This window comes from Streptomyces violaceus (assembly GCF_036014075.1).
In the GTDB taxonomy this organism is placed as follows: domain Bacteria; phylum Actinomycetota; class Actinomycetes; order Streptomycetales; family Streptomycetaceae; genus Streptomyces; species Streptomyces violaceus.
Genome location: NZ_CP107911.1, coordinates 5926235 through 5949408, shown reverse-complemented (window position 1 = coordinate 5949408; position 23174 = coordinate 5926235). Strand labels below are relative to the sequence as shown.

Annotated in this window: 15 protein-coding genes and 2 tRNA genes; 5 read left to right on the top strand and 12 right to left on the bottom strand. The window is 69.8% G+C overall.

Annotated elements, in window-relative coordinates:
* Positions 1-79: 79 nt before the first annotated feature.
* Positions 80-2710: a valine--tRNA ligase gene (locus tag OG542_RS26845; RefSeq protein ID WP_328414010.1), complete on the bottom strand. Its 2631-nt coding sequence runs from the start codon at positions 2708-2710 to the stop codon at positions 80-82.
* Positions 2711-2848: 138 nt separating this feature from the next.
* On the opposite strand from OG542_RS26845, the gene OG542_RS26840 reads away from it, so the two are divergent.
* Entirely contained in the window at positions 2849-3814 is a 966-nt protein-coding gene (locus OG542_RS26840; protein WP_328414008.1) for a hypothetical protein, read from the top strand.
* 63 nt (positions 3815-3877) lie between these two features.
* On the opposite strand, the gene clpX is transcribed toward OG542_RS26840, so the two are convergent.
* From clpX to OG542_RS26815, 5 genes are all read right to left on the bottom strand, one after another.
* Positions 3878-5164, bottom strand: coding sequence for an ATP-dependent Clp protease ATP-binding subunit ClpX (gene clpX / locus OG542_RS26835; RefSeq protein ID WP_184592647.1), 1287 nt, complete (start codon positions 5162-5164; stop codon positions 3878-3880).
* 179 nt (positions 5165-5343) lie between these two features.
* Entirely contained in the window at positions 5344-6051 is a 708-nt protein-coding gene (locus tag OG542_RS26830) for an ATP-dependent Clp protease proteolytic subunit (protein WP_311125685.1), read from the bottom strand.
* 109 nt (positions 6052-6160) lie between these two features.
* Entirely contained in the window at positions 6161-6766 is a 606-nt protein-coding gene (locus tag OG542_RS26825; RefSeq protein WP_030818448.1) for an ATP-dependent Clp protease proteolytic subunit, read from the bottom strand.
* A 381-nt stretch (positions 6767-7147) separates the two neighbouring features.
* Positions 7148-8533, bottom strand: a complete 1386-nt coding sequence (gene tig, locus OG542_RS26820) for a trigger factor (protein ID WP_328414005.1) — start codon at positions 8531-8533, stop codon at positions 7148-7150.
* A gap of 201 nt (positions 8534-8734) precedes the next feature.
* A tRNA-Pro gene (locus OG542_RS26815) sits at positions 8735-8811 on the bottom strand.
* A 163-nt stretch (positions 8812-8974) separates the two neighbouring features.
* Here OG542_RS26815 and OG542_RS26810 point away from each other — a divergent pair.
* The 3 genes from OG542_RS26810 to OG542_RS26800 all read left to right on the top strand — a co-directional run bounded on the left by OG542_RS26810 (position 8975) and on the right by OG542_RS26800 (position 10247).
* Positions 8975-9048, top strand: a tRNA-Gly gene (locus OG542_RS26810).
* A 432-nt stretch (positions 9049-9480) separates the two neighbouring features.
* Positions 9481-9912, top strand: coding sequence for a hypothetical protein (locus tag OG542_RS26805; RefSeq protein WP_328414003.1), 432 nt, complete (start codon positions 9481-9483; stop codon positions 9910-9912).
* Positions 9846-10247, top strand: a complete 402-nt coding sequence (locus OG542_RS26800; protein ID WP_328418120.1) for a transposase — start codon at positions 9846-9848, stop codon at positions 10245-10247. The genes OG542_RS26805 and OG542_RS26800 overlap by 67 nt, the downstream gene beginning before the upstream one ends.
* A 94-nt stretch (positions 10248-10341) precedes the next feature.
* Here OG542_RS26800 and OG542_RS26795 read toward each other — a convergent pair whose 3' ends face one another.
* A complete protein-coding gene (locus OG542_RS26795) occupies positions 10342-12606 on the bottom strand; it encodes a serine/threonine-protein kinase (RefSeq protein ID WP_328414001.1) in 2265 nt (754 codons plus the stop codon).
* 102 nt (positions 12607-12708) lie between these two features.
* Entirely contained in the window at positions 12709-12903 is a 195-nt protein-coding gene (locus OG542_RS26790; RefSeq protein ID WP_142163958.1) for a hypothetical protein, read from the bottom strand.
* A 622-nt stretch (positions 12904-13525) separates the two neighbouring features.
* On the opposite strand from OG542_RS26790, the gene OG542_RS26785 reads away from it, so the two are divergent.
* Positions 13526-14707: an acyltransferase family protein gene (locus OG542_RS26785; RefSeq protein WP_328413997.1), complete on the top strand. Its 1182-nt coding sequence runs from the start codon at positions 13526-13528 to the stop codon at positions 14705-14707.
* Positions 14708-14790: 83 nt separating this feature from the next.
* On the opposite strand, the gene OG542_RS26780 is transcribed toward OG542_RS26785, so the two are convergent.
* From OG542_RS26780 to eccD, 4 genes are all read right to left on the bottom strand, one after another.
* The gene (locus OG542_RS26780) at positions 14791-16212 is read right to left on the bottom strand and encodes a DUF6177 family protein (RefSeq protein ID WP_328413995.1); all 1422 of its coding nucleotides are present in this window, start codon (positions 16210-16212) and stop codon (positions 14791-14793) included.
* 4 nt (positions 16213-16216) lie between these two features.
* Positions 16217-20191 carry a type VII secretion protein EccCa gene (eccCa, locus tag OG542_RS26775; protein WP_328413993.1) on the bottom strand — a complete coding sequence of 1325 codons (3975 nt, stop codon included), beginning with the start codon at positions 20189-20191 and terminating at the stop codon, positions 16217-16219.
* Between the two features lie 52 nt (positions 20192-20243).
* Positions 20244-21668: an AAA family ATPase gene (locus OG542_RS26770; protein ID WP_328413991.1), complete on the bottom strand. Its 1425-nt coding sequence runs from the start codon at positions 21666-21668 to the stop codon at positions 20244-20246.
* Positions 21669-21746: 78 nt separating this feature from the next.
* Positions 21747-23084 (bottom strand): type VII secretion integral membrane protein EccD, encoded by a 1338-nt coding sequence (gene eccD / locus OG542_RS26765; RefSeq protein WP_328418118.1) that lies wholly within the window; start codon positions 23082-23084, stop codon positions 21747-21749.
* Positions 23085-23174: the final 90 nt, after the last annotated feature.

Here is a 23174-nt window from a genome sequence, read left to right as displayed (position 1 = left end):
GCGCAGTTCCCCGCGCCCCTGAACTGCGTCAAGGCCCCGGCGCCGACCAGCACCGGGGCCTTGACGAACCTACGAACCCTTAACCCTGCGGCAGCCGCTCCAGCTGCGCCTGGATCCGCGCGATGTCCTCCTCGGCCTTGGCGAGGCGCGTGCGGATCTTCTCCACGACGTGGTCGGGGGCCTTCGCCAGGAACGCCTCGTTGCCGAGCTTCCCCGTCGCCTGCGCCTTCTCCTTCTCAGCCGCCGCGAGGTCCTTCGCCAGCCGCTTCCGCTCCGCCGCGACATCGATCGTGCCGGAGAGGTCGAGGGCGACCTCGGCGCCGGCGACCGGGAGGGTCGCCGTCGCCGTGAAGGCGTCGCCCTCCGGCTGGAGCCGGAGCAGCTGGCGGATGGCCGCCTCGTGGGTCGCGAACGGCGTGCCGTCCAGGGACAGCCGGGCCGGAACCCGCTGGCCGGGCTGGAGACCCTGGTCGGCGCGGAAGCGGCGGACCTCGGTGATGACCGACTGGAGGCTCTCGATCTCGCGCTCGGCGTCGTTGTCCCGGAAGCCGCTGTCCTTCGGCCAGTCGGCGATGACGACCGACTCGCCGCCGGTGAGGGTGGTCCACAGGGTCTCGGTGACGAAGGGAACCACCGGGTGCAGCAGCTTCAGCGTGACGTCGAGGACCTCACCGAGGACCCGCTTGCTGACCTCGGCCGCCTCGCCGCCCGCCTGGAACGTCGTCTTGGACAGCTCGACGTACCAGTCGAAGACCTCGTCCCACGCGAAGTGGAACAGGGCGTCGGACAGCTTCGCGAACTGGTAGTCCTCGTAGAACGCGTCGACTTCGGCGACGACCGTGTTGAGCCGGGACAGGATCCAGCGGTCGGTCGACGACATCTTCGCCGGGTCCGGCAGCGGGCCGTCCACCGTCGCGCCGTTCATCATCGCGAAGCGCGTCGCGTTCCAGATCTTGTTGGCGAAGTTGCGGGAGCCCTGGACCCAGTCCTCGCCGATCGGGACGTCGACGCCGGGGTTGGCACCGCGGGCCAGGGTGAAGCGCAGGGCGTCGCTGCCGTACTTGTCCATCCAGTCCAGCGGGTTGACCGCGTTGCCGAAGGACTTCGACATCTTCTTGCCGAACTGGTCGCGGACCATGCCGTGCAGGGCGATGGTGTGGAACGGCGGGGTGCCGTCCATCGCGTAGAGGCCGAACATCATCATCCGGGCGACCCAGAAGAAGAGGATGTCGTAGCCGGTGACCAGGACGGAGTTCGGGTAGAACTTCGCGAGCGACTCGGTCTGTTCGGGCCAGCCGAGCGTGGAGAACGGCCACAGGCCGGAGGAGAACCAGGTGTCGAGGACGTCGGTGTCCTGACGCCAGCCCTCGGCCTCGGTCCCGGGCGGCTCCTCGTCGGGGCCGACGCAGACGACTTCGCCGTTCGGCCCGTACCAGACCGGGATGCGGTGGCCCCACCACAACTGCCGCGAGATGCACCAGTCGTGGAGGTTGTCGACCCAGTCGAAGTAGCGCTTCTCCATCTCCTGCGGATGGATCTTGACGCGCCCGTCGCGGACGGCGTCACCGGCGGCCTTCGCGAGCGGACCGACCTTGACCCACCACTGCATGGACAGGCGCGGCTCGATGGTGGTCTTGCAGCGCGAGCAGTGGCCGACCGAGTGGACGTACGGCCGCTTCTCGGCGACGATCCGGCCCTCGGCGCGCAGCGCGGCGACGATGGCCGAGCGGGCCTCCAGGCGGTCCAGGCCCTGGAAGGGGCCGTGCGCCGTGATGACCGCGTGCTCGTCCATGATCGTCAAGGCCGGGAGGTCGTGGCGCTGGCCGATCTCGAAGTCGTTCGGGTCGTGCGCCGGGGTCACCTTGACGGCGCCCGTGCCGAACTCCGGGTCGACGTGCTCGTCGGCGACGACCGGGATGGAGCGGTCCGTCAGCGGCAGCTTGACCAGCTTGCCGATCAGGTGCCTGTACCGCTCGTCCTCGGGGTGAACGGCGACTGCCGTGTCACCGAGCATGGTCTCGGCGCGGGTGGTGGCGACGACGATGGTGTCGTCCCCGTCGCCGTACTTCATGGAGACGAGCTCGCCGTCGTCGTCCTGGTACTCCACCTCGATGTCCGAGATGGCCGTCAGACACCGGGGGCACCAGTTGATGATGCGCTCGGCGCGGTAGATGAGTTCGTCGTCGTAGAGCCGCTTGAAGATGGTCTGGACGGCCTGGGACAGGCCCTCGTCCATGGTGAAGCGCTCACGGGACCAGGCGACGGCGTCGCCGAGGCGGCGCATCTGGCCGCTGATCTGGCCGCCGGACTCGCCCTTCCACTGCCAGACCCGCTCGACGAAGGCCTCACGGCCCAGGTCGTGCCGGGACTTGCCCTCCTTCGCGAGCTCGCGCTCGACGACGTTCTGCGTGGCGATACCGGCGTGGTCCATGCCGGGCTGCCAGAGCGTCTCGAAGCCCTGCATGCGCTTACGACGCGTCAGCGCGTCGATGAGGGTGTGCTCGAAGGCGTGCCCGAGGTGCAGGCTGCCCGTGACGTTCGGCGGCGGGATGACGACGGTGTACGGCGGCTTGTCGCTCTTCTCGTCCGCCTCGAAGTAGCCCCGCTCTACCCAGCGCTCGTACAGCGGCCCCTCTACGTCGGCCGGCGCGTACTGGGTCGGCAGGTCGGTGCTGGGCGCTGGTGGCTGCTGCTGAGCGTTCTCGGTCACGGGGGTCAGTTTAGAGGTGTCACTCCCCTGTCCCGAAACGCGTTTGCTTTGTAACGGTGGGGGCCCCGATGCCATGCACACGACGGGTCTGCGCCAGGATGTCTGGAACACATAAGCATCTGGAGGGGAACCCAGAACATGAGCTACAACCAGCCGGGCCCGTACGGCGGGCAGCCCCAGCAGCCCGGACCGTACGGCCAGCCCGGTCCGTACGGCCAGCCGCCGCAGGCGCCCCAGCCCGGCTACGGCTACCCCCAGCAGGCCCCTCCGCCCCAGCCCGGCTACGGCTACCCGCAGCAGGCCCCGCAGGGCGTCCCGCCCCAGCAGCCCGGCCCCTACGGCCAGCAGCCCCCGTACGGCCAGCAGCCGCAGCCGCCCTACGGCCAGGCCCCCTACGGCGTCCCGCAGCCCCCGGCGCCGGGCGGCGGCAAGAAGAAGACGGGCATCATCCTCGGCGCGGTGGCCGTGGTGGCGGCCATCGGCGTGGGCGCGTACTTCGTGATCGGCGGGGCCGGCGGCGGCCTGGAGGACGACGGGCCGCACAAGCTGGCCACTCCGGCGAAGGTGCTCAGCGAGTACAAGCGCACCACGAAGGACGGGCAGACCGTCGGCGACGACACGACCAAGGAGCTGGAGAAGAGCGGCGTCAAGAACGGCAAGTCCGTGGTGGGCGCCTACTCCACGGCGGACTTGAGCAAGTACGACCCCGACGACCCGTCCTCCGCCGCCCAGATGGCAACGGCCAAGGGCGTCACGTTCCTCGGCGTCTACGGCGAGGTCTCCGACCCCGAGGCGGCGCTTGACTTGTTCTTCGCCAACTTCAAGAAGTCGGCGGAAGAGGGCTCCTCCGGCAGCAGCGGCAGCAAGACCGAGCTGATCGGCGAGCCCGAGGAGGCGGAGCTCGACGGCGCGGTCATGAAGTGCCAGGCGGCCAAGGGCCGGAACCTGGCGACCAAGAAGGAGAAGACCGACTGGTTCTGTGCCTGGGCCGACTACAGCACGGTCGCCATGGTGTCGCCGGGTGAGGTCAGCGGGAGCATCTCCAAGGACGTCGCGATCGACATCACCACCAAGCTCCGCCCGGAAATCCGCGTCGCGGCCTGACACCCGCAACGACAAAGGCGCCCGGCAAGTGTGCCGGGCGCCTTCGCGTGCAGTCGGTGATGACTAGGCCGTCTTCTGCTCCCCCGGCCCCCGCCCCCGCGCATCCCGCGGAATCAGCGTCGGGTTGACGTTCGACTGGACGACGTCCGCCGTGATGACGACCCGGGCCACGTCCTTGCGGGACGGGACCTCGTACATCACGCCCTGGAGGACCTCCTCCATGATGGCCCGCAGGCCACGCGCGCCGGTCTGGCGGAGGATCGCCTGGTCGGCGATGGCCTCGAGGGCCTCGCGCTCGAAGTCCAGCTCCACGCCGTCCAGTTCGAAGAGACGCTCGTACTGCTTGACGAGTGCGTTGCGCGGCTCGATGAGGATCTGCAGCAGGGCCTCGCGGTCGAGGTTGTGGACCGAGGTGATGACCGGCAGACGGCCGATGAACTCGGGGATCATGCCGAACTTGACCAGGTCCTCCGGCATGACCTCCTGGAACTGGTCCTTGGACTCCATCTCGCGCTTGGAGCGGATCTGCGCGCCGAAGCCGATGCCCTTGGCACCCGCCCGGGACTCGATGATCTTCTCCAGTCCGGCGAAGGCACCGCCCACGATGAACAGCACGTTCGTCGTGTCGATCTGGATGAACTCCTGGTGGGGGTGCTTACGGCCGCCCTGCGGCGGGACCGAGGCCGTGGTGCCCTCCAGGATCTTCAGCAGGGCCTGCTGGACGCCCTCGCCGCTCACGTCGCGCGTGATCGACGGGTTTTCACTCTTCCTCGCGACCTTGTCGATCTCATCGATGTAGATGATCCCGGTCTCGGCCTTCTTGACGTCGTAGTCGGCGGCCTGGATCAGCTTGAGGAGAATGTTCTCGACGTCCTCGCCGACGTAGCCCGCCTCCGTGAGCGCCGTGGCGTCGGCGATCGCGAAGGGGACGTTCAGCATGCGCGCGAGGGTCTGCGCGAGGAGGGTCTTCCCGGAGCCGGTGGGGCCGAGGAGGAGGATGTTGGACTTCGCCAACTCGATGGCGTCGTCACGGCCGTTCGCCCCGCCGTTCTCACCGGCCTGGACGCGCTTGTAGTGGTTGTACACCGCTACGGACAGGGCCTTCTTGGCGGCCTCCTGGCCGACCACGTACCCCTCGAGGAACTCGTAGATCTCGCGGGGCTTCGGGAGTTCCTCCCAGCGGACCTCGCTGGTCTCCGCCAGCTCTTCCTCGATGATCTCGTTGCAGAGGTCGATGCACTCGTCGCAGATGTACACACCGGGCCCTGCGATGAGCTTCTTGACCTGCTTCTGGCTCTTGCCGCAGAACGAGCACTTGAGCAGATCGCCGCCGTCACCGATGCGTGCCACGGTGTGCTTCCCCTTCGCCTGGGAGACGACTGGACGTCGAGTCCAACGGCTCCTGGTGCTGCCTTATGTCCGACGGTACCTTGCCGGGCCCCTCGTCCGGGCCCCCCTTGGCGCGGTTCACTTTGACGTGGACCGTGCCAAACCGTGCCAAGGGGCGGCAGACGATACAGCCTCTCGCCTCAGCGCAGGCTCGAGTTGTCCATCTTCCGGGTGCTGATGACCTGGTCGATCAAGCCGTAGCTCAGCGCGTCCTCGGCCGTGAGGATCTTGTCGCGCTCGATGTCCTCGCGGATCTTCTCGACCGGCGTGGTGGAGTGCTTGGCCAGCATCTCCTCTAGCTGCGACCGCATCCGGAGGATCTCGTTCGCGGCGATCTCCAGGTCGGACACCTGGCCGCGGCCGGTCTCGCTGTACGGCTGGTGGATCAGCACGCGCGCGTTCGGCAGGGCCATTCGCTTGCCCGGCGTGCCGGCGGCCAGCAGGACGGCGGCGGCGGAGGCGGCCTGGCCCATGCAGACCGTCTGGATGTCCGGCTTCACGTACTGCATCGTGTCGTAGATCGCGGTGAGCGCCGTGAAGGAGCCGCCGGGGCTGTTGATGTACACCGAGATGTCACGGTCGGGGTCCATCGACTCCAGGCACAGCAGCTGCGCCATGACGTCGTTGGCGGAGGCGTCGTCGATCTGGACGCCGAGGAAGATCACGCGCTCCTCGAAGAGCTTCGCGTACGGGTCGTACTCGCGGATGCCCTGGGAAGTGCGCTCGACGAAGCGCGGAATGATGTAGCGGGACTCGGCCTGCGGGCCGGTGTAGCGGCCCTGCGAGCCGCTCATGTCCTGCACGGCGTCCATACGGTCGTAGATCCCGCTGCCGGGGAACTGGTTCACGGTGTCTCCTGAAAAGGGCTGAGGCGGTCGGCTGGGGCTGTCTGGGGTCGCTGGGGCCCGGGAGGGCTCCGGGGGCCTCACGGGGCGCCACAGGCCCCGTGGGGACCTCTCAGGCCCCGGTGCCGCCGCCGCCCGGCATACCTGCGGCCGTGGGGATGACGTCGTCGATGAGGCCGTACTCCTTGGCCTCGAAGGCGTCGAACCAGCGGTCGCGGTCCGAGTCGCGGGTGATCTGCTCGACCGACTGCCCCGTGTGCTGGGACGTGAGCTCGGCCATGCGCTTCTTGGTGTGCAGCAGCCGCTCGGCGTGGATCTTGATGTCGGAGGCCGAGCCGGCCAGGCCGGCGGAGGGCTGGTGGATCAGGATCTCGGCGTTCGGCAGCGCGAAGCGCTTGCCGGGGGTGCCCGCGCTGAGCAGGAACTGTCCCATCGAGGCCGCGAGCCCCATGGCGATCGTCACCACGTCGTTCTTGATGAACTGCATCGTGTCGTAGATCGCCATGCCGGCCGTGATCGAACCGCCGGGGCTGTTGATGTAGAGGTAGATGTCCTTGTCGGGATCCGCGGCAAGGAGCAGCAGCTGTGCGGTGATCTTGTTCGCGATGTCGTCGTCGACCGGCTGGCCGAGGAAGATGATCCGCTCGTTGAGCAGCCGGTTGTAGACCTGGTCACCGAGGCCACCACCGATGGAAGGCTCGCCGGCGGCTGAAGGCATCAGATTCGTCACGTATCCACCTGCTCGTCTTACGACGGCGCCGGGCCGTCTCACGTTTCCCTGCGGGGCTGGAGCCGTTCGCAGACTCCACTGCCCTCGTATTCATGGACCCTAACGCGCGGGTCCCTTCGGGGAATCCCGGAGACGGGAGTGTTCGCCGGGGGCGTAGCGCGACGGGCCCCGCCGGGGGCCGTACGGTCTCGCCGCGGGTGGACCTTCTTGTGGGCGGCCGCGGGCCCGTGGGGGCTTGTCGCGCCCACGCGGCGGAGCCGCACATCGATACAGCCCCGCGCCCCTGAGGTGGGCTGCCCCCGCGGGCGGCAAGAAGGCCCTGGGGTTCGTACCCCAGGGCCTTCCTACGACCTAGTCGGTGCCGGGGGCTCAGCCCTCGGTCTTCTCCTCGGCGGACTCGGCGGCCTCGGTCTCGGGGGCCTCAGCGGCCTCCGTCTCCTCGTCCTCGTCGTCCAGGTCGACGACCTCGCCGTTGGTGTCCTTGACCGCGGCCTTCTCGACCACGACGGCCAGGGCCTTGCCGCGGGCGACCTCGCCGACCAGGAGCGGAACCTGGCCGCCCTCGACGACGGCCTGGGCGAACTGGTCGGGGGACATGCCGGAGGAGGCGGCGCGCCGCATGAGGTGCTCGGTGAGCTCCTCCTGGCTGACGTTCAGCTTCTCCTGCTTGACGAGCTCGTCGAGCACGAACTGCGTCTTGATGCCCTTGACCGCGGCTTCCTTGGTCTCGGCGTCGAACTCCTCGACCGTCTTGCCCTGGATCTCGAGGTACTTCTCGAGGTCGAGACCCATCTGGCCGAGCTGGTGGTGCTCGAGGTTGTGCTTGCGGGTGTTGACCTCGTCCTCGAGCAGCTTGTCGGGGACCGGTACCTCGACCAGCTCGAGCAGCTTCTCCAGGACGCGCTCCTGAGCCTGCGTGGCCTGGTCGTACTGCTTCATGTTCTCCAGGCGCTTACGGCTGTCCGCCCGCAGCTCCTCGATGGTGTCGAACTCGGAGGCGAGCTGTGCGAACTCGTCGTCCAGCTCGGGCAGTTCACGCTTGGCGACCTGGGTGACCTTGACGGTGACCTCGGCCTCCTTGCCGGCCGCCGAGCCGCCCTTGAGCTCGGAGGTGAAGGTGGCCTCGCCACCGGCCTCCACGCCCTTCACGGCGTCGTCGATGCCGTCCAGCAGCTCGCCGGAGCCGATGGTGTAGGAGACGCCGTCCGCGACGCCGTCCTCGAGGATCTCGCCCTCGACCTTGGCCTCCAGGTCGATCGTCACGACGTCGCCGTCCTCGGCGGCACGCTCGACCGGGGCGGTGGAGGCGAAGCGCTCGCGCAGCTCCTCGACCGCCTTGTCGACGTCCTCCTCGGTGACCTCGACCGCGTCGACCTCGACCTCGATGCCCGAGTAGTCCGGGATCTCGATCGAGGGGCGGATGTCGACCTCGGCGGTGAAGTTCAGCGTCTCGCCGTCCTTCAGCTCCGTGATGTCGACCTCGGGCTGGCCCAGCGGGTTCAGCTCGGCCTCGTTGACCGCGTCGGTGTAGAACTTCGGCAGCGCGTCGTTGACGGCCTCCTCCAGCACCGCACCACGGCCGAACCGCTGGTCGATGACGCGGGCCGGGACCTTGCCCTTACGGAAGCCCTTCACCGTGACCTGCTGGTTGATCTTCTTGTACGCCGCGTCGAGGCTGTCCTTGAGCTCCTCGAAGGGCACCTCGACAGTGAGCCGAACCCGAGTCGGGTTCAGGGTCTCCACGGCGCTCTTCACGGTTCGGTCTCCTTGTGGCTGACTTCTTGGGTTCTGCCGGGGCCAGAGCGGCCCGGCGGATTTCGCCGTCCGGAGGACTGCAGACGCTGAGACACACGGACGGCAGCTTGCATAGTAACGGCAGCGACTACACCGCCCAAAAGACGATCACGTGAGTGACCGGGAGACGATCACTCATGTGACTCGAGATGACCGGATGACTGGTCGGGGTGGCGGGATTTGAACCCACGGCCTTCCGCTCCCAAAGCGGACGCGCTACCAAGCTGCGCCACACCCCGTCTGGTGCGACACGTAGGGTACATGGCGCAAGGCCGTACGGCCGCCGCATTTCCGCTGCGTCGGCGCCGGGAAGGTCCGGATGCGAATGCGGTGTGCGACGAGGGGCCACAACCCGCTACGATGCTTGCGTGCCGAGGTCACCCGACCTGCGGCGCGCACCGTGCGGGCGTAGCTCAATGGTAGAGCCCTAGTCTTCCAAACTAGCTACGCGGGTTCGATTCCCGTCGCCCGCTCCATACGAATCAGGGCCAGGTCAGAGGATCATTCCTCCGCCTGGCCCTGATCGTTTCTTGGGGCTGTGTTCAGTCCGTCGTGTCCCCTACGTACCCCTTCAGCTTTGGATCTTGCTTCAGGAACCGAGAGAACCAACACCTGCGCTCACGCTGCGCAACCACTCGGCGGAGTCGACGGGCGCACCCCCACTGAATTCGAAGATCCAGGAACCCCGGGTCTTCAGTTCACCCCCGGGAGGAACCGCAACTGGTGGTGGCGGTGCGGAGCACCTCGGAATCGGGCCGGAGGCGACAGGGCCGCGCAGCGGCCAGGTGACTTGGGGGCGGGCCGGGCCGTGCTTGGCGCTGTGGCCGTGGGACGGGGCTGGTAGCTCGTTCGGGTGAGGCGAGGGGAACGCATAGTGGCTGCTCGTACGGGTGTATACGTTCGTGGTCATGAAGCTGGTGGTGCGGATCAGACTCCTGCCGACGCCCGTGCAGGCGGCGGCACTTGAGGCGAACCTGCATGCCTGCAACGAGGCCGCTACCTGGGCCGCCCACGTGGCCTTCGAGGAGAAGGCGGCTAAACCTCTGGCCCTGCGCAAGCACACCTACCAGCAGATCAAGGCCCGGTGGAATCTGGGTGCGCAGGCCGCCCAGCACGCGATCAAGAAGACCTGCGACGCCTACACCACGCTGCGTGCCAACCTCCGTAACGGAAACTGCGGAAAGCCCGGCTCCACGCTGTACGAGAAGGCGGCTGGCAAGCCGGTCACCTTCCGCGCGGACGCCGCGCAGCCCTATGACGACCGGATGCTGTCCTGGCAGCACGAGCAGCGCGGGCGGAGGCTCAACGCACCGGTCGCGGAATCGCCCTGGAAGACCTGACGGGCATCCGCGAACGGGCACGGCTGAGAAAGCCCCAGCGCGTCACGCTTCACTCCTGGTCGTTTCACCAGCTCGCCGCGTTCATCGCCTACAAGGCGAAACGCGCCGGGCTCCCGGTGGTGTACGTAGATCCGGCGTACACCAGCCGGGAATGCTCCCGCTGTCACCACATCGAGAAAGCCAACCGGCCCTCCCAAGCCGTATTCATCTGCCGGTCCTGCGGCTTCGCTGAGCACGCCGACCGCAACTCGTCCCACAACATCAGCCACCGCGGCTGGTACGCGTGGGTCCGCGGGGCCCAGTCACAGGCCCCTGCCCTCACCCTCATCGCCTGACCGGCGACACCAACGAGTGTGAGAGCTGGACGCAGCCGGGACCACCGAAGCCATCGGTGAACCCGAGCAGCAAACCCGTCGCTTGAGCGATGCTTTAGCGACGGGTAGTTGACAGGTCGCGTACGTCCACCGTGTACACGGAGCGGACGCCGTACGGGACGTACAGGGCGTCGCCGACCAGGACGAGCGGTGCGCCCGTGGTGACGAGCATGCTGTCGGTTCTGCCGCCGTCGTCGCGGCCGTCCCGGGTGGCCTCGACCTCGCCGGTGCTCGCGTCCAGGGCGGCCAGACGGCCGCTGGGGGACGCGACGTACACGTGGGTGGCGGAGGCGGTCGGCGGCCCCTGCTGCTCCACGGTGGAGTTGGATTCCCACAGCGTCCGGCCGGTGCGCGGCGAGACCGCGCGGACGCCGCCGCTTTCGCGCGTGAAGTAGACCGTGCCGCGGACCAGGTACGCCTGCGCGTCCTCAGGCCGGGGCTGTGCGAGCCGTCGCACGGTGACCACGCGCGAGGAGACGTCGATCATTGTCAGGCCGCGGTCCGTGGAGAAGGTGTCCGCGAGTACGAGGCGTCCGTCGTGCCGGCCGAGCAGGTACTGGGCGCCCTTGGCCTCGACGGTCCAGTCGGCCTTTCCGGTGGCCGCGTCGATCTGGGAAACGGTGGTCCGGGAGGCTCCTCGTTCCGACAGGCCGATCACGCAGAGGAGGTAGGCGTGGTCGGCCGCCGAGCGCAGCAGGCAGTCGGCCGGGGCGTCGGGGGCGTGCGGCTTCGGTTGTTTCCAGCGGACGTCGCCGGTCTCGGCGTCGAGCAGGGCGTACTGGTCGCCCTGGGAGCCGTAGAAGGTGACGACGCCCTCGGGGACGGCCGTGGCGGCGTCCTGCGTGCTGTCGGGGACGGACGCCGACTCGCCGGTGCCCGTACGGGTCCGCCAGAGCTCCTTGCCGGTGTCGGCGGCCAGGGCGTACACCGTGTAGCTGAACCGGGGGCCGGCCGCCGTCTCCCCCTCCTCGGCCTCGTAGGCGTAGACGTGAGCGTCGGTGGTGCCGATGAGCGCGCCCTCGCTGCTGCTGGAGGAGCCGTCGGGTGTGGGGTCGACGGGCCGGTCCCAGGTGGTGCGGCCGTCGGCGAGATCGAAGCGGGTCGCCATGAGGCCGGAGCCGGCGCATACGAGAGAGGTGTCGACGGCCGCGCAGCCCGCGAGAGCGCTGCCGGTGCCGCCCAGGATGCGCTCGCTGCCCTTGGGGGCCTTCGCGGCGGTGGCCCAGGGCTTCCAGCCGTCGGGGAGGTCGCTGCGGGCCGCTGCCGAGGGGCCGGGATCGCTGTCGCGGGAGAGGGCGACGGTGAGGACCACGGTGGTGGCGGCCAGTACGGCGGCCACGGCCGCCCCGGCTGCCGCGGTGAGGAGGTAGCGGCGTCTGCGTGCGCCGCGCGGCCCGGTGGGCTCGGGGGGCGGGTCGGCGAGCGGGGTGTCGCGCGGTGACGTGGCCGCGGGGACACGCCGGGGAGGAACGGTCCTCGGCTCGTCGGCGGCCGGGGGCGGGGCGGCCGGGCCCCCGTCGCGCAGCAGGGTCAGGAGTTCGTCGGCACTCACGCGGGACTTGGGGTGCTTCTCCAGGCAGAGGCGTACGAAGGGGAGCAGTTCGTCCGGTACGCCGGCGAGGGCCGGTTCGCCCTCGACGACCCGGACGGCCGTCTCGTAGGGGCTCGGGCTGTCGAAGGGGCCGCGGCGGGTGGCGGCGTAGGCGAGGACCGAGCCGAGGGAGAAGACGTCGGCGGCCGGGCCGACGTCCTGCGGGGAGGAGAACTGCTCCGGGGACATGAAGGGCGGGGTGCCCATGACACGCCCGGTCTGGGTGAGGACGTCGGCGGCGGCGAACTCGGCGGCGCGGGAGATGCCGAAGTCGATGACGCGGGGGCCGTCCTCGGCGAGCATCACGTTGGCCGGCTTCAGATCGCGGTGGACGACTCCGGCGCGGTGGATGTCGCGCAGCGCCTCGGCGAGGCCGGCGGCGAGTTCCCGCAGGCGGGGTGCGGAGAGCGGGCCGTGCTCGCGGACGTGGGTGCCGAGGTCCGCGCCCGGTATGTAGAGCGTGGCCATCCAGGGGCGCGACGCGTCGGCGTCGGCGTCCACGACGGGGGCCGTGAAGGCACCGCTGACCTGTCGGGCCGCGGACACCTCGCGGCGGAAACGGGCGCGGAACTCGTCGTCGTCGGCGTACTGGCCGTGCACCACCTTGACGGCGAGGCGACGGCCGGAGGCCGAGCGGGCCAGGTAGACCACACCCATGCCGCCGGAGCCGAGGCGGTCCTCGATGCGGTAGCCGCCCACCTCCGCCGGGTCAGAATCGCGCAACGCCATCCCCGTACGTTCCCCCCGTCACGCACTGCCCCGTCGGGAGGAGGGTATCCGCATCCCCCTCGGGCCCGTGGCACCGGCCCAGGAGGGGCGTTTCCGGGCCGTTCAGAAGCTGATGGAGTTGACCGTCTCCGCTATCGAGTTGAGGAAGCGTTGGATGGACGGGGCCATGCCGGTCGAGGCGAGGAAGAAGCCGAAGAGGATCGCCACGATCGCGGGGCCTGCCTTGATGGATCCCCCTCTCAGCAACACCACAAGGATGATCGCCAACAGCAGCACCACAGACAGTGAAATGGCCACAACTGATCACACCCTCGGTCGGTCCGCTCTACCGGCCGGGGGCGCCACTGCGCGCACCCCGCCAGAACCATCGTGCCACCAACGAGGCCGGGCTATGCGGCCGGTGACGCATCGACCGCCCCGGTGTCGTCCGGGCCCGTGTACGTCGCGTGCGGGAGGGGACCCGACGGCGGTGACTCGTACGGCAATTCGAAGTGCCACCCGCACAGGGAATTCGTCCGGATCGTTTCCGTCTCCACACAACGCGTTCGCAGCTAATTCGAATTATTGCCCAAGGCTCCTCAACAACCCTGTGGAGAGGCTCCCGAAGAGCGCTGGAAGCGGACATTCCACTGGAGTCGCCTGCTGGTCTTATGCACTGCTTAGTCCGGAAGTATCCCGACAAGCAGGGCACCTGTGACGGACGCAACCCGGTATCGAAGATGTGTTGGTCATCACGCCGACAGTGACGTCAACTACCTGAAATCCGGGGTACCCACAGCGAATAGCCAGGAATCACGTCCGGCGTTTTACGAATAGCCGCAGGGAAGGCTAGGGTGCCTCAGATGTTCCACGCTGCCTCGTCCCCCGCAAGCGCAGCGAGGTCCCGGATCGTCTCCCCGAGTTCCTGGTGGGAGGGTCTGTGACGAACTCGCTGCGACCGAACGGCGACCGCAAGGCGCCACTTCCCCCGGCACAGTCGCCGGCCGGCGGAGTGCCGAGCCCGCGCTCGCCGCAGAGCCCCCAGAAGAAGCAGAACGGCAAGCAGCGCGACGCGTTCTTCGACAACGCGAAGTACCTCGCGATCGTGCTGGTGGCCATGGGGCACGCCTGGGAGCCGCTCAAGGGCGACAGCCGGATACTCGAGGCCGCGTACCAGGTCGTCTACGCGTTCCACATGCCGGCGTTCATCCTCATCTCCGGCTACTTCTCGCGCAGTTTCGACATGCGGCCCGACCGGCTCAAGCGCCTGATCACCGGCGTGGCCGTGCCGTACATCATCTTCGAGACGGCCTACCCGCTCTTCAAGCGGTGGATCGACGACGACCCGGGCCAGGACATCAGCCTCCTCGACCCGTGGTACCTGACCTGGTTCCTGGTCGCGCTGTTCATCTGGCGGCTGACCACCCCCATCTGGAACATGGTGCGCTGGCCGCTGCCGCTCGCGCTCGGCCTCGCGATGCTGGCCACCGTCACCCCGGAGATCGGTGACGACCTGGACCTCCAGCGCGTCCTGCAGTTCCTGCCGTTCTTCGTGCTGGGCCTGGTGATGAAGCCCGCACACTTCCACATGGTGCGCCGCCGTTCGGTACGGATCGCCTCGGTGCCGGTGTTCGCCGCCGCCCTGGCCTTCAGCTGGTGGGCCGTGCCGCGCATGAATACCGCGTGGTTCTACCACCGTGACGCCGCGCAGGAGCTGGGCGCGCCGTGGTGGGCCGGCCCGGTGATGGTGCTCGCGATGTTCGGCTGCTCCCTGGTGCTGACCGCCTGCTTCTTCGCCTGGGTGCCGCGTCGCCACATGTGGTTCACCGCGCTCGGCGCGGGCACGCTCTACGGCTACCTGCTGCACGGCTTCCTCGTGAAGGCCGGCGACTACCAGGGCTGGTTCGAGGCGAGCTGGTTCCACCAGCCGGCCGGGCAGATCGCCGTGACCGTCCTCGCGGCCGCCGTCGTGACGGTGCTGTGCACCAAGCCGGTGCAGCGCATGTTCCGGTTCGCGATGGAGCCGAAGATGGCGTGGGCCTTCAAGCGGGACGCGGCCGAGCTGGCCCGCGAGCGCCAGGGCGCCGAGCGGCGCGAGCGCGAGAAGGTGGCCGTGGGCTGACCCCACCTGTCCACGTACGGACGGCCCCGCACTCATCGGAGAGTGCGGGGCCGTCTGCTTGCCGACATAGCGGGGCGGAGGAGCTAGCTGCCCTTCAGGTGTCTCATCAAGCGCTCGAAGTCCTGCCAGCCCGACAGGTCGGACGGGTTGCCCGGAAACGCGTAGTACAGAGCAGGACGCGTTTTCGGGCCCAGCTCCCGCGGGGCCAGGGCAAGGGGGGTGCGGCGGGCCCGGTCGCCCGGCATCTCGCGGACCTCCTCGGCGCCCAGGACGAAGGCGTAGGGCACGCCGGGGCCTTCGAAGCGGGGTGGGACGGACAGGTCCCGGCGCGCCCGGCGGATCTGGACCAGCATGGACTGCAGATCGTGCCGGGTGGCCAGGGCCTCCGCAGCGGCGACCACGGCGTCCGTCGGGACCTGCTCGCCCGGTCCGTAACCGAAGACCATCGTGACGTCCTCTTCGACACCGGCCTGCGTCCGGGTGACGCGAACCGTCGCGAGACCGGGACGTTCCGGGGTACCGACGACCACCAGCCAGGTCGGCTCGGGTGCTCGCTCATGGGCCACATCGGTCAACTGCCGCAGGGACCATGGGAGGTTGGCGGGCTCCTCGGTGCCCCAGCCGGCCGGAGGCTCACCGGTGACCTCCTGCCAGACGGCTTCCACGGCACCGCCGAGAACGAGCCGGTCGTCGGCCGGGTGGACCGCGCGGAAGGAGATCGCCAGCTGGCGCTCACCCGTGTCACCGGTGCCCTGCTGGAAGGACGCGGCGATGGGCGTACGCGGATCCTCGGGGGTGGCCTCCGGCGAATCGGCCGTCACGAACAGGCCGTTGCTCCACCGCAGGACCGCTCCGGTCAGACCGTCGTAGTAGCCGTCCCGCTCGTCCTGCACCACCCAGCGGGAGGGCCAGCCCGGCAGGCTGCCCCGGACCGCCGGGGAGAGGCGGGTGCCCGCCGGGGTGACGATCTGCAGGCCTAGGCCTGCGTTCGCGACAGCCCGGAAGGCATCCGACAGCCAGGCCGTCATCGCGACCACGGGGCGGTCCTGGATGACGACGGCGACCTTGTCGGTGAGCACGTCCACGGCGGGCTGGGCGGCGGCCGGAGCCGGCGCCACCGTCATCCCGTCCGTCTTGACCACGGCCAGCGACCACGCGGTCTGCGGCGGCCAGGCCGTGCCACCGACCAGCGTGGCGATGCGGGCGGCGAACGTTCCGGCGAGCTCCTCGGCCTCCTTGACCCCGGTCGTGGCACGGGCCTCGGTCCACCAGTACGGCACCTCGGGCTCGCGCGCCCCGAGCAGCCGCTCGGCCTCTCCCCTGACCTGCACGAGCAGCGGCGCCTCGACGGAGACGAGCGGCCGGCCCTGTGGGTCGCAGAGCTGCACCACAGCCCCTTCGCCCTCGGTACCCACCAGCAGATCGGGGCCGCCGGAGAGCAGGCCCGCGAGGACACTGAGCGGGTCGGGCATCTTCTTCGTGAGGGCGATGACATCCTTCGTCACGCGTTTACCTCGTCCCCTCGTAGACGGTCTGGATGAGCCGACTCGGTTCGCCCCTGCGGACCAGCACGCCGCGGCCGGGCGGCTGGTGACTGGCGTACACGCCGGAGAAGAGCTGCCCCTCGCTGCGGTCCCCCGCCATCACCAGCGCCGAGGCGCCGGACTCGTGCAGACCCTGCAGCAACGGCTCGTACATGCCCCGGGAGGCCCCCGCGACCCGGCGGGTGAGGACGAAGTGCAGTCCGATGTCGACGGCCGACGGAATGTACGGCACGAAGGGCGCCAGCGGCTGCTGCCCTGCGGTGGTGAGGACGTCGTAGTCGTCGACGAGGATCACGATCCGCGGGCCGGAGAAGCTGCCCGGTTCCAGGTCGGCGCCGTCGGCGGATTCGTCGGGTAGCCGCTTCTCCAGTTCGGCGGCGATGCCGGCGGCGAGGCCGGCGCACAGCTTGGTGTTGTAGGCGTAACCGCCCCGGTACTCCTCCGGGATGACGCCGCGCAGGCCACGGCGCGGGTCGAAGACGCCGAAGACCAGTTCGTGGTCGCCGTAGCGCTCGATCAGGCTCCGGGCGATCACCTTGAGCAGGTTGGTCTTGCCGCACTCGCTGTCGCCCATGATCAGCAGGTGCTGGTCGCGGTGGAAGAGGTCGAGCAGGACGGGGGCAAGCTTCGTCTGGTCCAGGCCGATCGGGACGCGGCGCGGTTCGGCGGCGGGGCCGGGCAGCTGGCGCGCCTCCAGGACGTGCGGCAGCACGCGAACGGGCTGGGCGACCTCGCCGGTCCAGGTGGCCCGGATCGTGCGGGCGGTGGTCTCCAGGACCGCGCCGAGGTCGGCGGTGTCGGCGAGGCCGTCGGTGCGGGGCAGGGCGACCTGGGCGAAGAGCTTGCGGTCGAGGAGGACACGCCCCTTCTCTTCGGGTGAGAGGGTCTCGCCGAGCTTGCGGTCGATACTGGACTCGCCCGGGTCGTTCAGGCGCAGTTCCACTCGAGTGCCGAACTGGGACTGGGTGGCGATACGCACGTCGTTCCAGCGCAGCATGCCGGCGACGACGTGGATGCCGTAGCCGCTGCCCCGCTTGAGGATGTCCACGACCGGGTCGTCGAGGTCCTCGAAGTCGTCGCGCAGCGCGCCGAACCCGTCGATGAGCAGCACGATCTCGGTGCTGGCCAGTTCGGGCAGCCGGCCCGCGGCCCGCAGGGGGCGCAGTTGCTCCAGCGAGTCGATGCCGTGCATCCGGAACAGTTCCTCGCGCTGGTCGAGCATGGCGCGCACCGAGTCGATGGTGCGGGCGGCGCGCTCCCGGTCCGCGCGGCCCGCAATCCCGCCGACGTGCGGCAGCCCGGACAGGGCCTGCAGGCCGCCGCCGACCAGGTCGAGGCCGTAGACGCCCACCTCCTGAGGTGTGTGGGTCATGGCCAGGGAGAGCGCGAGTGTGCGCAGCAGGGTGGTCTTGCCGGACTGGGGACCGCCGATGATCGCGGCATGGCCGCCGGCGAGCGTCAGGTCCAGGTACCACTGGCCCTGCCACTGCTTGGTCGGGTCGTCGAGGACGCCCAGGGGCACCTGGAGCGGGCCGCGGCGCTGGGCGAACTGCATGCCGCGCGGACCCACCTCGACGGCACCGGCGACCTTGTCGAGCGGGACCGCGGCGGGCAGCGGCGGAAGCCAGATCTGGCGGACCGAGCGGGCACCGGAGCGCTCCAGCTGGTCGATCATCACCCCCATCTCCGTGGGGCCGGTCTCCCGGCGCCGCATCTGCGGCTCCTCGGGGGAGGCGCTGTCCTCCCGGCCGAGCGTGTTGTAGGCCTCGTACTCCAGGACGAGTGGCCCGGTGTCCTCGGTCTCCCGCCGGACGGGGCCTCGGTAGGCGCCGGAGACATAGCCGGCCTTGAACCGCTCGTAGTGGCTGGTGTCGACCTTGAGGTAGCCGAAGCCGGGCAGCGGGGGCAGGTGGAAGGCGTCCATGGTGTCCAGGACGGTGCGCGATTCGTCCGGGGAGAAGGTGCGCAGGCCCAGCCGGTACGACAGGTAGGTCTCCAGCCCCTTCAGCTTGCCCGCCTCGATGCGCTGGCTGGAGAGCAGCAGGTGCACGCCGATGGACCGGCCGATACGGCCGATGGACAGGAACAGGTCGATGAAGTCCGGTTTGGCGGTGAGGAGTTCGCCGAACTCGTCGATCACGACGAAGAGGTGGGGCAGCGGCTCCAGGTCGGGACGCCTCTCGGCGCGCAGCGCGGCGTAGTGGCCGATGTCGGCGACGTTGCCCGCGTCCTTGAGCACCTGCTGACGGCGCTTGACCTCGCCCGCGAGGGAGGCGTGGACGCGTTCGACCAAGCCGGCCTGGTTCTCCAGGTTGGTGATGACGCCGGAGACGTGCGGCAGGTTCGCGAACGGAGCGAAGGTGGCGCCGCCCTTGTAGTCGACGAGGACCATGGCCAGGTCCTCCGGCGGGTGGGTGGCGACCAGGGCCAGGACCAGCGTGCGCAACAGCTCGGACTTGCCGGAGCCCGTGGCGCCGACGCACAGGCCGTGCGGTCCCATACCGAGTTCGGAGGATTCCTTCAGGTCGAGGAGCACCGGTTCCTTGGCGTCGCTCACGCCGATCGGCACCCGCAGGAAGGCCCGTTCACCGCGCGGGGCCCACAGGCGGCTCAGGTCGAGTCCGGCGACGTCGTCGATACCGAGCAGTTCGGCGAAGTCGACAGGGCCGGAGAGCGGTGCGTCGGCCATCGACTCCGCGGACAGGCGGAGCGGGGCGAGCATCCGGGCCAGTCCCTCGGCGAAGGGGACGCCGATCTCGTCGACCGTCCCGTGCGCGCTGATGGGCTCCTTCGCGCGCAGGTCCTCGATGACGACGCGCTCGCCGTCGACCGTGATGCGGACACCGACGCTGCCGGGCTCCTGCACGCGCTGGTCGAGCAGGTGCAGCACGGTGACGCTCATATCGCGCAGGCCCACCGCGTCGTCGGGTCGCGGCAGGTCCACGGCGTCGCCGCCGTGCGCGTCGGCCACGACGAGCAGCCGGGAGGTCATGGCCAGGGCGTCCTTGTCGGACAGGCCACGGCGCACCTCGGCCGCGTACGAGGCACGGCGGCGCAGTTCGGTGCCGATCTGCCGGGCCAGCTGCGGCAGGGAGGGCGCGATCCGGCGAGCGGCGACGGGGCCGTCGAATTGCTCGCTTTCGAGCAGATGCGGCAACCACTTGACCCATTCCCAGTCGCCGATCCGGTCGCCGGGTACGGCCAGCGCCATGGCCACGTCGTCGGGCGCGTGGGTCGCCGCGGCCTGTGCGATCAGCGCGCGGGCGACCCGGAGGGTGTCCTCGCGGTGGCCGATGACGGTGATGCTGCCGACGCGGTCGAGCGGGACGGTGAGCGGGAGTTCGGTTCCGTTCCCGAAGCGGGCGACGAGGGCGGATGCCTCGTTCAGCATGAACTCGTCGGGCGGGGTGAGCACGGACGATCCCGGCGGGGCCACCTTCAGATCGCGCACCGGCATCTCGCCGGTGCCGACGCGTACCCGCAGGAAGTCCGCGTCCGTTCGGCGCCGCTCCCACAACCGGGCCGGGTCACGCACGATGTCGTAGAGCGCGTCCGGCGGGGGGCTGAGCACCTGGGTGTTCTCACGCCGCTCCCGCTCCTCCTTCGACAGCTCCTCTCGCAGGTCCTCCAGGTAGGAGAGGTAGGCCTCGCGGTGGGTACGGCGCGTGCGCTGGGCCTTTCCTCGCTGGGAGAAGACCATGACGAGGGAGCCGAGGATGGTGACGACGAGGATGATCGCGCCCAGCCCCGCGAACTGGCTGTTGCGCACGACCGTCATCATCACGACGGAGGACATCACACCCGCGACGGGCAGCAGCGCGGTCGCTATCGAGCCGGATTTGCCGTCCGGCAGGTTGGGTGGCGCCTCGATGGTGCGCGCTTCGGGGGCGGCCGGGGGCCGTGTGGTGCGGGCCGGCCGGTGGATCAGTCGGGTGCTCATCGTTGTTGCCTTGTCCTCTGAGTCCTCGGGTTCCCTTCGTGCGCGGGAGACTTCAGCGGCGCCTGTGGGAGAGCTGGAAAGCCTCCGCTGCCAGGCGGGCGGCGGCCTCCCGGGTGTCTCGCGCGAGCAGCTCGGTGCGGATGGTGCCGCCGGCGGCCAGATGCCGGTCGTAGGGCAGGATCCGTACGCTCGCCCCGGTCGCCTTCAGCTGCTCGGCAGCCTTCTCCAGGTCGATTCCGGTGTGCGGCACGGTCTCGGTGAGCACGACGACGGTGGAAGTGGTGATGTCCCGGGGCAGGCCGCGCATCCATTCCAGGACCGCGTGCGTGCTCGCGATTCCCTCGAGTGTCGCGGGCATGGTCAGGATGCGGGCCTGGGCGGCGGACAGGGCAGTGCGGGCGACCTCGGCGGGCAGCGTCTCGCAGTCGGCCACGGTCACGCCGAAGTAGCGGCGCATCGCCACCATGATCCGCTCGTACCCCTTGGTGTCGAGCATGGCCCCGACCTGCCCCTGACTGCCGGGCAACAGCCAGGCGTTCTCGGGGAGTTGCACCAAGTATCCGGTGATGTCGAGGAGCGTCATCTGGGGCTCGACGACATCGGCGAGATCGCCGGTGGTCCAGCGCAGGCTCTCCGCGCCGAGCCTCAGGGGCAGCGAGCCGAGCGCGGGATCAGCCTCGATGGCGAGGACCGGATCCTGGCGGTAGTGGGCGTAGGTAGCTGTGAGCAGCGCGGCGACCGTCGTCTTGCCCGAGCCACCGCGGATGGAGGTCACCGCGATCTGCCGCCCGGTGGTGACCGGCTGCTGCAGTGTCTCGGCGGTGGCGGTGGTCTCGGCGACCTCACGGGACGCCGAGGACGCGATGATACGGCGTACGGCACGCAGGGCGCGGGCGGCGAACGGCTCTCCGCGCCGGGGCCCCTTGTCCGCGCCGAGGAGCTTCTTCTCGACGACCGGGCGGCTGTCGGGGGCGGAGCGTGAAGTGCGGGCGCGCGGGGCGGGGGCAGGCTCCGCGTACTGCTGCGGCTGGTTGTGGTTGTGGTTCGGGTTCTGCTGAGCGGACTGCGTCTGCGTCTGGCCGGAGGCCTGCTGCTGGGCGGCGTACTGCTCGGCGTAGGCCTGCTGTTCGGCGTAGGCCTGCTGCTGCGCATGGGCTTGGTGGGCATAAGCCTGGTCGGGGTACGGCTGCCGGCCCTGCTGCGGGTAGCCCTGCTGTTGAGCGGCGTACTGCTCGGCGTACATCGGCTGTTGCGCGTATTGCTGGTCCGAGGGGACGGGCTGCTGGTACTGCTGCGGGTAGCCGTAGGCCGGTGTCGGTCCTTGCCCCTGCCCCTGGGGGTACTGACCGGCCGCGCCGTCCTGCGCTTCCTGGGTCGCCTGTGGTGTCTGTCCGCGCTCTTGCACGGCACGCTGCTGAGGCGGGCCGCCCCTCAGGTCGCGCAGCACGTCGTTCTGCCAGTTGTCCCCGCTCGGCATGTCGCCCTTCTCTCCTGCCACACCCCGCCTTGCCGTTCCGCGGGAGCGACAGCTGGTGCGCGTCTGGTCTTCGCAGCCTCAGAACTTGTTGAGCAACTGCCCGTAGATGCCGAACGCCCCGATGGCGAGCGGGAAGAGCCCGATCACGCCCAGGGACTCGATCAGGTCGGCGAACCTGCGCAGCCGGACCCGTACGTGATCGGGCGGCTCGATGCCGAGAACCAGCAGCGGCAACAGTGCCGCGGCACCCAGCAGCACCAGGGCTCCGGCGCCCCCGGCATGGTCCAGCCACAGCACCGCGAGGCGCACGACGAGGACCGCCACCGCAGCGAAAAGCGCCACGACCTCGGCGACCAAAGGGAAGGCCCGGGCCCGGGACAGCAGCACGACGGCCACGAGGGAGGCGAGGCCGACCGTCCAGACCGTCGGTTCCTTCGCGGTGGTCAGCATCCAGCCGCCGAGGGCGGCCGACGCCGCGGTGACGATGGTGGCGAGGGCGAGCCCGCGGTGGGTGGCGGCGAGGGCGTTGGCGACCTGGTGGCGGCTCACGGACGTCCCCGTTGAGCGTTTGTCGTCCAGCGCGGTGAGTCCGGAGGCCATCAGTGCGAACCGGGGCAGCAGCCCGAGCAGGATGATGGAGACCACAGCCATCACGGCGCCGATCCGGTCCGCCCGGTCCTGGAGGAGGGCGACCGCCTCCCACACCAGGGCGATGACCACGATCGCCCCGGCCCCGATCAGCCCGCCCTTGCCGAGCGGCGAGCAGTAGGACAGCAGCACGAGGGTGATCACGAGTGCGGCGGCGACCCCGGCCAGCCGGGCCGTTCCACCCCAGTCGTAGGCGTCGGCGGCGGTCCAGGCGGTGAGCAGGCCGAGCCCGCCGGAGGCCAGCAGCAGAGCGGTGGCCAGGCCCTGGTTGCCGTCGCCGATCCTGGCGATGGCCGCACCGGCGACAAGGAACAGCACGGTGACGACCGCGAGCCCCGTGGTGAGGGACTCCAGTGAGAACTCCTGCCGGGCCAGGACGGCCGCGGCCACGGCGAACACCACGGTGGCCACGCCGGCGCTGATGCGGCGGGCGGCCGGGCGCCAGCGCCAGGTCCGCAGGTCGAGGTCGTCCGCGACCTGGTCGGTGACGTCGTGCACGACCGGAGCCGGCGGCGCGGCATGGGCCCGCACGAGGCGGAGCACGGCGCCGTCGGGCACCTCGGCCGAGGACAGCGTCGCGTCATGGGGCAGCGCCGAGCCGTCGGAGGTGATCAGCTGCCGGGTGGTCGGCCGGGCGGCGGCCCGGTCGTCCAGCAACTGGAGTATGTCGGGAAGCAGTTGGCCGATCGGCGTGTCGGACGGGAGTACCAGGTCGGCTCGTCGTCGCTCGCCGATCAGGGTGACCCGGCTCAGCTGGGTCCGGGACATCGTTGCTGCACTCACCACTCGCCGGAACCTATCATCGCGTCGTTTCGGCCACGGCCGCGCTCCGATCCGGTCGCGCCGACCGCACCCACC

Excerpts from the sequence above, each read along its gene's own strand:
- OG542_RS26840 (WP_328414008.1), top strand. The coding sequence starts at position 2,849 with ATGAGCTACAACCAGCCGGGCCCGTACGGCGGGCAGCCCCAGCAGCCC.
- OG542_RS26825 (WP_030818448.1), bottom strand. The coding sequence starts at position 6,766 with ATGCCTTCAGCCGCCGGCGAGCCTTCCATCGGTGGTGGCCTCGGTGAC.
- OG542_RS26805 (WP_328414003.1), top strand. The coding sequence starts at position 9,481 with ATGAAGCTGGTGGTGCGGATCAGACTCCTGCCGACGCCCGTGCAGGCG.
- OG542_RS26795 (WP_328414001.1), bottom strand. The coding sequence starts at position 12,606 with ATGGCGTTGCGCGATTCTGACCCGGCGGAGGTGGGCGGCTACCGCATC.
- eccCa (WP_328413993.1), bottom strand. The coding sequence starts at position 20,191 with ATGAGCACCCGACTGATCCACCGGCCGGCCCGCACCACACGGCCCCCG.
- OG542_RS26770 (WP_328413991.1), bottom strand. The coding sequence starts at position 21,668 with ATGCCGAGCGGGGACAACTGGCAGAACGACGTGCTGCGCGACCTGAGG.
- eccD (WP_328418118.1), bottom strand. The coding sequence starts at position 23,084 with ATGTCCCGGACCCAGCTGAGCCGGGTCACCCTGATCGGCGAGCGACGA.